This window comes from Bacillus xiapuensis (genome assembly GCF_002797355.1).
Lineage (GTDB): Bacteria > Bacillota > Bacilli > Bacillales > Domibacillaceae > Bacillus_CE > Bacillus_CE xiapuensis.
In genome coordinates, this window is the sequence record NZ_KZ454939.1 from 578,909 (window position 1) to 591,821 (window position 12,913).

The following is a 12,913-nucleotide window of genomic DNA, read 5'->3' on the forward strand; positions in this document are numbered from 1 at the left end:
ATGAGTAAGAGATATTTAACAGCAGAAAGTGTATGTGCTGGACATCCTGATAAACTATGCGACATCATTGCAGATAGCATTTTAGAAGCATGCCTACGTAAGGATAAGGCATCACGTGTCGCTTGTGAGGTAATGGCAACCAAGGGAAAAATTATCGTGGCGGGCGAGATCTCCTGCAGCGAGAAAGTGAATATTAGAGACATTGTAAAAACTGTACTGAAGGATGTGGGATACAACCCTCTAAAATTTTTGATTTATGTATATGTACATAATCAAAGTGTAGATATTGCGGCTGGTGTGAACATCGCACTAGAAGCACGAAATGGGATAAACGAACAGTACGGTTCCATTGGTGCTGGAGACCAGGGAACTATGTATGGTTATGCTACAAAGGAAACAAGAGAAATGCTTCCCCTACCTCTTGTGCTTTCCCACAGAATCGTAAAGAGACTGGATGATTGTCGCAAAGGAAAACTGATAAAAGGGATTCTTCCTGATGGTAAAGCACAGGTAACAGTGGAGTATGAAGATGACACTCCAGTAAGAATAAAGACGATTGTGATTTCGGTACAGCATGATAAGAATAAAACACAGGACGAACTTAAGGCGGATGTCCTTAACAATGTCTTATGGCAGTGCTTTGAGGACTTCCCTTTTGATGATGAAACCGAACTTCTTATCAATCCGTCGGGGCAGTTTGTTCTTGGTGGTCCCGCTGCCGATACGGGTTTGACTGGAAGAAAAATCATGGTCGATACCTATGGAGGGCTTGCATCCCATGGGGGTGGTGCTCTTTGTGGCAAAGACCCAACCAAAGTTGACCGAAGCGGTGCTTACATGGCTCGGTATATTGCCAAACATATCGTTTGGTGCGGTTATGCTAAGAAATGTGAAGTGAGTATTTCCTATGCCATTGGTAAGGCAAATCCTGTAGCCTTTACTGTAAATACCCTTGGCACTGGAACTGTTTCTGATGAAATACTAACTATTGCTGCTCAGGAGACTTTCAACTTAAGACCTGCGGCCATCATTGAAAAGCTGCGTCTAAGAAATGTGATTTATTCTGATACAGCGGTTTATGGTCACTTTAATAGTTGTCTGTTCCCATGGGAGGATGTAAATAAATACAGTGAGTTTAGAAAGGCGGTGGAAAAGTATGTTGATTGAAACGATTAAAACAAAACAACTCATCCCCGCTGACTATAACCCAAGGAAGGATTTAAAACCGGGTGATCCAGAGTACGAGAAACTTAAACGTTCCCTTGAGGAGTTTGGGTATGTAGAACCCGTTATATGGAATAAAATCACAGGCAGAGTTATCGGAGGTCACCAACGCTTGAAAGTCCTGCTGAGTATGGGCATGGATGAAATAGAATGTGTAGTAGTTGAAATGGATGAGCAAAAAGAAAAGGCTCTGAACATTGCACTAAATAAAATAAGTGGTGATTGGGATAAAGATAAATTGGCGCTACTTATCACAGACCTAAATGCTTATGACTTTGATGTATCTCTAACAGGTTTTGCCCCAGGAGAATTGGATGATCTTTTTAAGGATTCCCTTAAGGATAATATAAAAGAAGATGATTTCGATGTAGATAGCGAGCTGAAAAAGCCCGCTGTTTCGCATTTAGGGGATGTTTGGATACTTGGACAGCATCGACTTGTCTGCGGAGATAGTACGAGGAAAGACACCTTTGATGTCTTGATGGATGGGAAAGCTGCCAATCTGGTAGTTACGGACCCTCCATATAACGTCAACTATGAAGGTTCTGCTGGAAAAATAAAAAATGACAATATGGGTAATGAAGCGTTCTATGATTTCCTGCTTGCAGCATTTCAAAATACTGAAGCAGCGATGGCAAAGGACGCTTCTATTTATGTATTTCATGCCGATACGGAAGGACTCAATTTTAGAAGAGCATTCTCCGATGCAGGATTTTATCTTTCCGGCACTTGTATTTGGAAGAAGCAATCCCTTGTTCTCGGTCGTTCCCCTTATCAGTGGCAACATGAACCGGTACTCTTTGGATGGAAAAAGAAAGGCAAGCATCTTTGGTATTCAGACCGCAAGCAGACCACCATCTGGGAGTTTGAGAAACCAAAGAAAAATGGCGACCATCCAACCATGAAACCAGTGGCACTTGTGGCATATCCCATTATGAATTCGAGTCTTAGTAACTGCATCGTGCTTGATCCCTTTGGTGGTTCAGGAAGTACACTGATTGCTTGTGAGCAGACAGATAGAATTTGCTACACCATTGAACTGGATGAAAAGTACTGTGATGTCATTGTGGAAAGGTATATTGAGCAAGTCGGAAACTCGGATGGTGTGTTTCTTTTAAGAGATGGTTCGAAATTTAGATATGGTGACCTGCCAAATGTTGATTTATCTACACAAAATACCGCCGATTAATAGAACAGTATTTTCTACAGAAAGATGCTCTAAATGACTTGATAATAACAGCTTTTAGAGTGATATATGTACGTACCGAAAATAGAAAGGCGGTATGAAAATGAAGATTAACTATAATGTTACAGGACCAAAAAGAAAAGCACTGGTTAACGCGATCAGCCAAGAACTGAATGTTCCTGTTAAATACCTCGGTGCACCTACATTTGCATATGAGGTGGCTGACTACAATATTGACAAAAACGGAGTACTCAGTGGGCCAGATAATTCTGAACTGGTTGGTGACCTACTGAGACTTCACGACTTCAAGTCAATTTCAGAAGAATTTGAGACACCATTTCAGAAAACAGAAGCTACTGAAACTGAAGAAGCTATCAATCTGGTAATTCAAATGCCACGGGCAGATTTTACTGACATGGCCCTTGAGAACTTAAAAGGATTGGTAGAGAGTAAAAAAGCTCTTATAAAGACAGCACTTGATACGGACTCCATTCCAATCAATGTAACTGAAGAATTTGTCGCCTTCCCTTGGTTTCAAGGTGAGTGCTCAGCAGAAGAAGTTAAGGCATACACCCATTTTATAACAGCACTTTGCGAAATGGCGAAAAAACAGACCCGCGTCAACTCCACCGAGAAATCAGTAGAGAATGAAAAGTACGCTTTCCGTTGCTTCCTTCTCAGGCTTGGCTTCATCGGCCCAGAATATAAAACGGAACGAAAGATTCTCCTCTCTAAGCTATCAGGTAGCTCTGCTTTCAAAAGCGGGGCAGCCAAGCAGGAGGTGAGTGAACAATGAATATCATTCACCCAGAAATGTTAAAGCAACTTAGAAGCTATTACACTCCAGGAACCCGTGTCATGCTACTTAGAATGAACGACCCATATACAAAACTTCAACCCGGAGCTAAAGGTACGGTTACTAGTGTTGATGACATCGGAACGATTCACGTCAGTTGGGATTCCGGTGGTTCCCTTGGAGTGGCCTTTGGTGAGGATTTATGCAAGAAAATCGAAGAGTAACCATACACATTTTGAGCCAAATATGGCAGCAAATATGTAGATTTATATTGCGAAATTGTCTTGCTATAAAAGCCTTTTAGAGTGATATATGTACATGCCGAAAGGACACACACACTTTAGAAGGAGCGAGAAAAATGTTAAACGCAAAATTTGGAATCGAAATCGAGTTCACAGGAATCACAAGGGAAAGAGCAGCAAAGGTTGTTACTGAATTTCTACAAGGCACTTATGCTGAAGGCGGGACCTATTACGATACGAAAAAGGTAACAGCACCAGACGGACGGGTTTGGAAGTTTATGAGTGACGGGAGCATCCACTGTCAAAGAAAAGAAGGTGGAAGGAAGGTCGCCGCTGGCAGAGATTACAGCGTCGAGTTAGTCAGCCCCATCCTTACCTATCAAGAGGACATTGAAACATTACAGGAGCTGGTGAGAAAGCTTCGCAAAGCCGGAGCCTTTACAAATACATCTTGTGGCATTCACATTCATCTAGACGGTGCTAAGCATACACCAAGAAGTATCCGAAACTTTGTAAATATCATTGCAAGCAAAAACGACTTATTTTACAAAGCACTTCAAATTGCACCGCAGAGAATGAACTACTGCAAAAAGATGGACAGCATTTTGGTTGAGAAAATGAACCGCAAGAAGCCTAAAACTTTGAGAGAAATAGAGGACATTTGGTACGAAGGCTACAGTGAGAGTAGAAGCGCCCACTATCACAATAGCCGCTACCATTTCCTCAACCTTCACAGCTTTTTTACTGGAAACCATACAGTTGAACTTCGAGGGTTTAACAGCGAGCTTCATGCTGGGAAGATAAGAAGCTACATCGTTCTAGCACTCGCCATTAACCACCAAGCCTTAACACAAAAGTGTGCATCGGCAAAGAAACCTCAAGTGGAGAACGAGAAATTCGCCATGAGAACCTACCTAAACCGAATTGGTTTTATTGGCGACGAATTTGCAAACTGCAGAGAACATTTAACCGCAGCACTTTCGGGTTCAGCTGCATGGCGGTTTCGGGCGGCCTGAGCTGCCCTTAACCCCCAAAGCTAAGAAGGAGGATGACAATGAATAGTAAATTATATCTTGCCTATGGCTCCAACCTTAACCTGGAGCAAATGGCCAACAGATGCCCCACAGCGAAGGTGGTAGGAACAAGCCAAATCAATAACCACCGCTTGTTATTTAGAGGGGCACACGCGGGCGCTGTGGCGACCATTGAGCCTTTTAAGGAGGACAATGTACCAGTTTTGGTGTGGGAAATCACACCGGCTGATGAAGCGGCACTTGACCGCTACGAAGGATGGCCTTTCCTTTATCGCAAGGAAACCGTAAAAGTGAAATTGAACGGCAAAACCGTTAATGCGATGGTCTACATTATGAATGACGGAAGACCGCTTGGACAACCGAGCTGTCATTATTACAGTACCATATTAGAAGGCTATAAGAGTGCGGGCTTCGATGTGGATATCCTGCGCAAAGCGACAACCGATTCAGCTGAATCGGAGGAGGCAATCAATGAATGAGATAATTAAGGAACAAATCCTTTCCATCCGTGAAAGTGGAGTCACAAATATGTTTGATGTGAACCGAGTCCAGTATGAAGCAAATGAACGAGGGTTTTATGAATTGGTAGTCTATTTAATAGACCATAAAGCGGAATATGCTCATTTCATAATGACAGGGGAAGTGGATGGAAATAAGTAAATAAAATTAAACAGGATAAGGAGAAGGGCTTCTATCTATAGGATTGAGGCTCTTTTCTTTTGTCCTTTTTCATAAAAGGGGCGGTGTTTATGCGGAAACTGAAGAAATATAAGCCGACCGCCTTTATAGCTGATGGGTCATATTACGATAAGGATGCTGCTGATTACGCTGTGGCTTTTATCGAAGCACTCTCCCATACGAAAGGTTTATGGGCAGGTAAGCCTTTTGAACTTATCGATTGGCAGGAGCAAATCATCCGTGATCTATTCGGAATTTTAAAGCCAGATGGATATCGGCAGTTTAACACTGCTTATGTAGAAATACCTAAAAAGATGGGAAAAAGTGAGCTTGCCGCAGCAATTGCACTTCTCCTCACTTGCGGTGATGGTGAAGAACGGGCGGAGGTGTATGGTTGTGCCGCCGATCGCCAGCAGGCATCAATTGTATTTGAAGTAGCAGCCGATATGGTGAGAATGTGTCCAGCGCTGAATAAACGAGTAAAGTTGCTTGCTTCAACTAAGCGATTGGTGTACCTGCCGACCAACAGCTTCTATCAGGTATTGTCGGCTGAAGCCTACTCCAAACACGGCTTCAATATACATGGTGTTGTTTTTGATGAACTTCATACTCAGCCAAATCGGAAACTATTTGATGTTATGACGAAAGGATCTGGGGATGCAAGGACCCAACCGCTGTATTTTCTTATCACCACTGCGGGGACGGATACTCAGAGTATCTGCTACGAAACACACCAAAAAGCGGTTGATATTATTGAGGGCAGAAAATACGATCCTACCTTTTATCCCGTAATCTATGGCGCCAAAGAAGAGGATGATTGGACAGATCCAAAAGTGTGGAAGAAAGCAAATCCAAGCTTGGGAATTACGGTGGGGATTGACAAGGTAAGGGCTGCTTGTGAAAGTGCAAAGCAAAACCCTGCTGAAGAGAACAGCTTCAGGCAGTTAAGATTGAATCAGTGGGTTAAACAGTCTGTCCGTTGGATGCCAATGGCAAAGTGGGATGCCTGTGCATTTCCAGTTATACCAGAAAGTCTTGAAGGGCGGGTATGTTATGGGGGTCTTGACCTATCTTCTACAACAGACATTACAGCCTTTGTGTTGGTGTTCCCACCAGAGGATGAAACAGATAAATACATTGTTCTTCCGTATTTTTGGATGCCAGAGGACAACATTGACCTCCGAGTCCGAAGAGACCATGTGCAATACGATCTTTGGGAGAAGCAAGGGTATATTCTAACCACAGAAGGCAATGTAGTGCATTACGGCTACATTGAGCGGTTTATTGAAGAACTGGGCGAAAAGTATAACATTCGAGAAATTGCGTTTGACCGTTGGGGAGCTGTTCAAATGGTTCAGAACCTTGAAGGATTAGGCTTTACTGTCGTTCCTTTCGGTCAAGGCTTTAAAGATATGTCACCACCAACCAAAGAACTGATGAAATTGACATTAGAAGAAAGAATAGCACACGGTGGGCATCCAGTGCTTCGTTGGATGATGGACAACATCTTTATAAAAACTGATCCGGCGGGCAACGTGAAGCCGGATAAAGAAAAAAGTACAGAAAAAATAGATGGCGCGGTGGCAACTATCATGGCACTTGATCGTGCTATTCGTTGTGGCTCAGGTAATAGTGGAGATTCGGTGTATGACGAGCGAGGTTTGATTGTCTTTTAAACCTTAATGGTTAGCACAATGTTTATATTCGGAGGTGATGCCTATGAATCTAAAAAAAGGACTGTTTCGTTCAAGAGACAAACCGCAAAATCGTGTGGGTAGTGCGTTCTCCTTCCTGTTTGGCGGTACGTCATCTGGCAAAATGGTTAATGAACGTACTGCAATGCAGGCAACAGCAGTGTATGCCTGCGTAAGGATATTAGCTGAAGCGATTGCCGGACTGCCACTTCATGTATATAGATATCGTTCTGATGGAGGTAAAGAAAGGATTCCTTTCCACCCGCTGTATTACCTTCTTCATGATGAACCAAATCCAGAGATGACTTCATTCGTGTTTCGAGAAACACTGATGAGTCATCTTTTACTTTGGGGAAATGCCTATGCACAGGTGGTCAGAAACGGTCGTGGGCAGGCAGTGGCGCTTTATCCCCTACTCCCCAACAAGATGGAGGTTAGTCGAGCAACAAATGGTGAGCTGGTCTATACCTATTACCGTGATACGGATGAAAGTGGCCTAAACCCAAAAGGTGGCTATGTCACACTCCGTAAAGATGAAGTTCTACACATACCTGGCTTAGGTTTTGATGGACTCATTGGCTATAGCCCAATCGCTATGGCGAAAAATGCAATCGGTATGTCACTTGCTACTGAAGAGTACGGTGCGGCATTCTTTGCCAATGGTGCTAATCCCGGAGGTGTGCTGGAACACCCAGGAGTAATCAAAGATATACAGAGGGTCAAGGATAGTTGGAATAGTGCCTACCAAGGCACAGGCAATGCTCACAAAATTGCTGTGTTGGAAGAGGGGATGAAGTTTCAAGCCATCGGCATCCCTCCAGAACAGGCTCAATTTCTAGAAACACGGAAGTTTCAAATTAATGAGATTGCGAGAATTTTCCGTGTGCCGCCCCATATGGTGGGAGATTTAGAGAAATCCAGTTTCTCCAATATTGAACAGCAGTCTTTGGAGTTTGTAAAATACACCCTTGATCCGTGGGTGGTGCGATGGGAACAAAGTCTCCAGCAATCGCTTATTTTGCCTTCTGAGAAAACTTCACTGTTTATCAAGTTCAATTTGGACGGTCTGCTTCGTGGTGATTACCAAAGTCGTATGAATGGCTACGCTACAGGTCGTCAAAATGGCTGGATGTCAGCCAACGATATCCGTGAACTGGAGGACATGAACAGAATACCAGCTGAGGAAGGTGGCGATTTATATCTGGTTAACGGAAATATGACAAAACTGGCTGACGCAGGTGCGTTTGCCAAAACCGAAGGAGGTCAGTAAATGAGGAAGTTTTGGAACTGGGTGCGAGATTCTGATGAAGAACGTACCCTCTATTTAAATGGAGTGATATCCGAAGAAACGTGGTGGGGGGATGAGGTTACACCTAAGATTTTTAAAGATGAATTGCTGGCAGGCACCGGCGATATTACGGTGTGGATTAATTCCCCTGGTGGTGATGTGTTTGCAGCAGCTCAGATTTATAACATGCTGATGGAGTATACCGGAAAAGTCACTGTAAAGATTGATGGGCTTGCGGCAAGTGCGGCATCCGTTATTGCAATGGCAGGTGGGGATGTGTATATGTCCCCAGTTTCCATGCTTATGATTCATAATCCATCAACCATTGCTATCGGTGACAGTGAGGAAATGATGCGAGCAAAGGCTTTATTGGATGAGGTTAAGGAAAGCATTATTAATGCCTATGAGTTAAAGACAGGTCTTTCTCGAACAAAACTCTCCCATCTGATGGATGCAGAGTCCTGGATGAATGCCAATAAAGCGATTGAACTTGGTTTTGCAGATAAGATCATGTTCATGGAAAGTGAAACACCGGATTTGACAGATAGTCTTATCTTTAGCAGGATGGCGGTTACTAACTCGCTTATCAGCAAACTGCCAAAACAACCAAAACAACCAAAACAGAAAACAGGTACACCCATTGAGTCGCTGGATAAGCGGCTTTCTTTAATTTCGCACTAATTTTAAGGGAGGAAATAACAATGAGTAAAATTCTTGAATTGCGTGAGAAACGCGCTAAAGCTTGGGACGCAGCAAAGGCATTCCTTGATTCAAAACGTGGTGGTGATGGACTGTTATCCGCCGAGGACACGACAACCTATGAAAAAATGGAAGCCGATGTGGTGGCTCTTGGTAAGGAAATTGAACGTTTGGAACGCCAAGCATCTATCGACTTGGAACTGTCGAAAGCAACCAGTAACCCAATTACCAATGAACCTACTAGAACTGGAGAGGAAAAGACCGGTCGTGCAAGTGCTGAATACAAAAGAGCTTTCTGGAATGCAATGCGTGACAATGTTAGCTATGAAGTAAGAAACGCTCTAAAAATTGGCACTGATTCTGAAGGCGGATTCCTTGTGCCAGATGAGTTTGAACGTACGCTAGTAGAAGCTCTAGAGGAAGAAAATATTTTCCGTAGATTGGCTAATGTAATCACGACATCTTCTGGTGACCGTAAGATTCCTGTTGTTGCAAGCAAAGGTACAGCAAGCTGGATAGATGAAGAAGGAGCTATCCCAGAAAGTGATGACAGCTTCGGTCAAGTATCCATCGGGGCCTATAAACTAGCGACAATGATTAAAGTCTCTGAGGAGCTACTAAACGATTCCGTGTTTAATCTCGAAAGCTACATCACAAGAGAATTTGCCCGTCGCATTGGGAACAAGGAGGAGGAAGCCTTCTTTGTAGGTGACGGTACAGGTAAGCCAACAGGGATTTTAAATGCCACAGGCGGCGGTCAAGTTGGTGTTACTGCGGCAAGTGCCACTGCCATCACTTTGGATGAGGTTTTAGATTTATTCTACAGTTTGAAAGCACCTTATCGTAATAAGGCCGTATTCGTAATGAACGATGCCACTATAAAGGCTATTCGTAAATTGAAAGACGGTAATGGGCAATACCTATGGCAACCTTCCATCCAAGCGGGAACACCTGATACGATTCTTAACCGCCCGCTGTATACCTCATCATATGTACCTACTGCTGAAGCAGGTGCAAAAACTGTGGTATTCGGTGATTTTAGTTATTACTGGGTGGCAGACCGTCAAGGACGAGTATTCAAACGATTAAATGAACTCTTTGCTGTCACAGGTCAAGTAGGGTTTATTGCTACACAGCGTGTTGATGGAAAGCTTATCTTGCCGGAGGCCGTTAAGGTACTCCAACAGAAGGCGTAACGGAGGTGCTTTATGAGTTATAACACGAAGAACTATACCGAACAAGGCGGAGAAAAAACTGTAATTGGCGGTGTTTTAGAAATTAAAGAGGGAGCCTCGGTTACGGGGCTTCCTGTTGCAGGAAACCAAGCAGACAGCACAGCCACCGATGTTGCTGGTTTAGTTACGGACTTTAATGCTCTGCTTGCCAAACTAAAAGCAGTGGGGCTTATGGAGACTGACTAAGGTGGAACGTAAAGGAGGTTGGTGGTATGGCAGTGGCAGATAATCTTTTGCCTAAAGTTAAAGCGAACTTAATTTTAACGCATGATCAGGATGATGCCCTCCTTATCGGATTTATCACTGCTGCAGTCTCATATGCACAGAGCTATCAGCACGTTCCTGAAGACTATTATGAAACCCATGCCATGCCTCCAACAACAGAACAAGCAGTGATTATGTTGTCGAGCCATTTCTATGAAAGCAGGGATGGCTCGACAGCAGGTTTCTTTGCTGACAGTGTACAGGCGGGGCAACAAGTATGGAACACAGTGAACCTGCTTTTACGGCTTGACCGAGAGTGGGGTGTTTAGCATGAGTTTTGGAAAGATGAACACATTCATAGATATCATCAGTACGGTACCAATAAAGGATGAGGAAGGCTTCGCCAAAAAAGGTGACAATATACTCGTTAGTGTACTTGCTTACAAGGAAGATCGTCATGGCAGTGAGCGGTGGACGAATATGGCATCATTTTCATCTGCAACTTCTTTGTTTCGGTTTAGGAAAATTTATGGACTTAAGGTGACGAATGAAATGGTCATCGTCTGTGATGATGGTAGATATCAGATTTTAAGTGTTGAGGATGTAAGAAACCGAGGGATGTATGTCGAGGTTTTAGCCGAAAAGCTAGAACCAACTGTGAGGTGATGGATATGGCAAAAGCGAATATAAAGATGCCAGAAGAATTCCTTTTAAAGGTATCTCGATTAGCTGACCAGACCGATGTGATTCTTCCTAAGGTTTTGGAAGTTGGCGGTGAAGTGGTGCTGGATAAAGTTAAGGGAAATTTGAGCAAGGTGGTTGGCAAGGACACGAAATATCCATCCAAAAGCACTGGTGAGTTGCTATCTTCACTGGGCCTTTCTGGTGCAAAACAGGATAGAAACGGAAACTTCAATGTAAAAGTCGGCTTTGCTGAGCCGCGCTCTGATGGTGAGAGCAATGCTAAACTTGCCAGCATTATCGAATATGGCAAACATGGTCAGCCTGCAAAACCCTTCCTAAAGCCTGCGAGGAATGCATCTAGGAAACCTTGCATCAATGCAATGGTCGCCAAGCTGGAGGAGGAAATCGAGAAGATATGAATATCTTAGAGGAATTGAATACACTTGTGACCGCTATACCGCTCCCCGTGGAAACCGGGGTTTTTTCAGGTTTGGCACCAGATGAGTATGTCGTGATTCTCCCTCTTTCGGATATTTTTGAAGTCCATGCGGATAACCGTCCAGGCTTTGATGTGCAGGAAGCGAGGATATCACTGTTCTCAAAAAATAACTACCTAGAGCGGAAAAGACAGCTCACAACGGCTTTAATAAATGCAGATTTTACTGTGACCGAACGAAGATATATCGGTCACGAGGATGATACTGGATATCATCATTACGCCATCGATGTGGCGAAAAACTATAGATTGGAGGATTAACACATGGCAACGATTGGTCTTGATAGACTGTACTATTCAAAAATAACCGAGGACGCTAACGGTGAGGAAACTTATGCCCAACCTTCTGTGCTGGCAAAAGCCATCACTGCTGAACTTTCGGTAGAACTGGTGGAAGCAATTCTGTATGCTGACGATGGTGCGGCTGAGGTTGTGAAAGACTTTAACAGTGGTACTCTCACTCTCGGTGTTGACGACATTGGTCCGACAGTTGCAGCGGATTTAACTGGTGCTTCTACAGATGACAACGGAGTATTAATCTCAGCCAGTGAAAATGTGGGTACACCAGTTGCAGTAGGGTTTCGTGCACAAAGGGCTAATGGAACATACCGCTATTTTTGGCTGTATCGCGTTAAGTTTGGACTACCAGCTACCAACTTACAGACAAAGGCTGATTCCATTACCTTTTCTACACCCACCATCGAAGGAACCGTTATGCGTAGGAATAAGCTGGATGGATTGGGCAAGCACCCATGGAAAGCGGAAGTTACAGAAGGTGATCCTGGTGTTTCATCGACCACCATAACAGGCTGGTTCACTGAAGTCTATGAACCTGTATATACACCTGAACCATAGGAGGGGAAATCATGGATAATGATAGAAGTGCCTCAATCAACATACGTGACATAGAGTATGAACTGGTTTTAACTACACGTGCAACAAAGGCCATTGCCGGTCGTTACGGTGGTCTTGAAAACCTTGGAGAAAAACTGATGAAATCAGAAAACTTCGAGATGGCACTGGACGAGATTGTTTGGCTAATTACATTGCTTGCAAACCAGTCCATTTTGATTCGTAATCTTAAGAATAAGAACGCACCAGAAGAATTGCTTACAGAGGAAGAAGTGGAGCTTCTTACTTCACCGCTTGACTTAGCGGCATATAAAACTGCAATTACCGAGGCAATGTTCAAAGGTACAAAGAGAAATGTGGAAAGTGAGGAGGAAACTCCAAAAAACGTGGAAGTCGGGTAACGGACGCTGAGGTCTTTACCCGGCTTCTTTATTATGGAACAGTCCAGATGGGCATGGAGGCAGAGGAATTCTGGCTTCTGCCAATTGGACTGTTTTTTGATTTATGGGCTTGCCATAAGCAGTGGCATGGCATTGAAAAGCCAAAGAAAACTCAGACCATTGACGATATTATCCCACTAGGCATATAGGAGGAGGTGAAG

Annotated in this window: 19 protein-coding genes; all 19 read left to right on the plus strand. The window is 43.6% G+C overall.

Annotation, left to right across the window (positions count from 1 at the left end; translation table 11 throughout):
* Entirely contained in the window at positions 1-1,167 is a 1,167-nt protein-coding gene (gene metK, locus CEF20_RS02810; protein WP_157796181.1) for a methionine adenosyltransferase, read from the plus strand.
* Positions 1,157-2,413: a site-specific DNA-methyltransferase gene (locus CEF20_RS02815; RefSeq protein ID WP_100330399.1), complete on the plus strand. Its 1,257-nt coding sequence runs from the start codon at positions 1,157-1,159 to the stop codon at positions 2,411-2,413. The genes metK and CEF20_RS02815 overlap by 11 nt, the downstream gene beginning before the upstream one ends.
* Before the next feature lie 100 nt (positions 2,414-2,513).
* Positions 2,514-3,206: a virulence protein gene (locus CEF20_RS02820; RefSeq protein WP_100330400.1), complete on the plus strand. Its 693-nt coding sequence runs from the start codon at positions 2,514-2,516 to the stop codon at positions 3,204-3,206.
* Positions 3,203-3,430: a DUF4314 domain-containing protein gene (locus CEF20_RS02825; protein ID WP_100330401.1), complete on the plus strand. Its 228-nt coding sequence runs from the start codon at positions 3,203-3,205 to the stop codon at positions 3,428-3,430. Before CEF20_RS02820 ends, CEF20_RS02825 begins: the two co-directional genes overlap by 4 nt.
* A 134-nt stretch (positions 3,431-3,564) precedes the next feature.
* A complete protein-coding gene (locus CEF20_RS02830; protein WP_100330402.1) occupies positions 3,565-4,464 on the plus strand; it encodes an amidoligase family protein in 900 nt (299 codons plus the stop codon).
* A gap of 38 nt (positions 4,465-4,502) precedes the next feature.
* Entirely contained in the window at positions 4,503-4,961 is a 459-nt protein-coding gene (locus tag CEF20_RS02835; protein ID WP_100330403.1) for a gamma-glutamylcyclotransferase family protein, read from the plus strand.
* A complete protein-coding gene (locus tag CEF20_RS02840) occupies positions 4,954-5,142 on the plus strand; it encodes a DUF5049 domain-containing protein (RefSeq protein WP_100330404.1) in 189 nt (62 codons plus the stop codon). The genes CEF20_RS02835 and CEF20_RS02840 overlap by 8 nt, the downstream gene beginning before the upstream one ends.
* An 89-nt stretch (positions 5,143-5,231) precedes the next feature.
* On the plus strand, positions 5,232-6,836 hold the full coding sequence (locus CEF20_RS02845) for a terminase large subunit (protein WP_015926202.1): 1,605 nt from the start codon (positions 5,232-5,234) through the stop codon (positions 6,834-6,836).
* Between the two features lie 43 nt (positions 6,837-6,879).
* Complete coding sequence (locus CEF20_RS02850; protein WP_100330405.1) at positions 6,880-8,124, plus strand: phage portal protein; 1,245 nt, start codon at positions 6,880-6,882, stop codon at positions 8,122-8,124.
* Positions 8,125-8,823 carry a head maturation protease, ClpP-related gene (locus CEF20_RS02855; RefSeq protein WP_019155116.1) on the plus strand — a complete coding sequence of 233 codons (699 nt, stop codon included), beginning with the start codon at positions 8,125-8,127 and terminating at the stop codon, positions 8,821-8,823.
* Positions 8,824-8,843: 20 nt separating this feature from the next.
* Complete coding sequence (locus CEF20_RS02860) at positions 8,844-10,037, plus strand: phage major capsid protein (RefSeq protein ID WP_100330406.1); 1,194 nt, start codon at positions 8,844-8,846, stop codon at positions 10,035-10,037.
* A 12-nt stretch (positions 10,038-10,049) separates the two neighbouring features.
* A complete protein-coding gene (locus CEF20_RS02865) occupies positions 10,050-10,262 on the plus strand; it encodes a head fiber protein (protein WP_100330407.1) in 213 nt (70 codons plus the stop codon).
* 26 nt (positions 10,263-10,288) lie between these two features.
* A complete protein-coding gene (locus CEF20_RS02870) occupies positions 10,289-10,609 on the plus strand; it encodes a head-tail connector protein (RefSeq protein ID WP_018664393.1) in 321 nt (106 codons plus the stop codon).
* Between the two features lies 1 nt (position 10,610).
* Positions 10,611-10,946, plus strand: coding sequence for a head-tail adaptor protein (locus tag CEF20_RS02875; RefSeq protein WP_061129991.1), 336 nt, complete (start codon positions 10,611-10,613; stop codon positions 10,944-10,946).
* 5 nt (positions 10,947-10,951) lie between these two features.
* Complete coding sequence (locus CEF20_RS02880) at positions 10,952-11,383, plus strand: HK97-gp10 family putative phage morphogenesis protein (protein ID WP_040303601.1); 432 nt, start codon at positions 10,952-10,954, stop codon at positions 11,381-11,383.
* Positions 11,380-11,721 (plus strand): hypothetical protein, encoded by a 342-nt coding sequence (locus CEF20_RS02885; RefSeq protein WP_021623104.1) that lies wholly within the window; start codon positions 11,380-11,382, stop codon positions 11,719-11,721. The genes CEF20_RS02880 and CEF20_RS02885 overlap by 4 nt, the downstream gene beginning before the upstream one ends.
* Positions 11,722-11,724: 3 nt before the next feature.
* Positions 11,725-12,315, plus strand: coding sequence for a major tail protein (locus CEF20_RS02890; RefSeq protein WP_018664396.1), 591 nt, complete (start codon positions 11,725-11,727; stop codon positions 12,313-12,315).
* Positions 12,316-12,326: 11 nt separating this feature from the next.
* Positions 12,327-12,713: a hypothetical protein gene (locus CEF20_RS02895; RefSeq protein ID WP_100330408.1), complete on the plus strand. Its 387-nt coding sequence runs from the start codon at positions 12,327-12,329 to the stop codon at positions 12,711-12,713.
* Between the two features lie 47 nt (positions 12,714-12,760).
* Positions 12,761-12,901 carry a hypothetical protein gene (locus CEF20_RS16990; RefSeq protein ID WP_000525096.1) on the plus strand — a complete coding sequence of 47 codons (141 nt, stop codon included), beginning with the start codon at positions 12,761-12,763 and terminating at the stop codon, positions 12,899-12,901.
* Positions 12,902-12,913 lie beyond the last annotated feature (12 nt).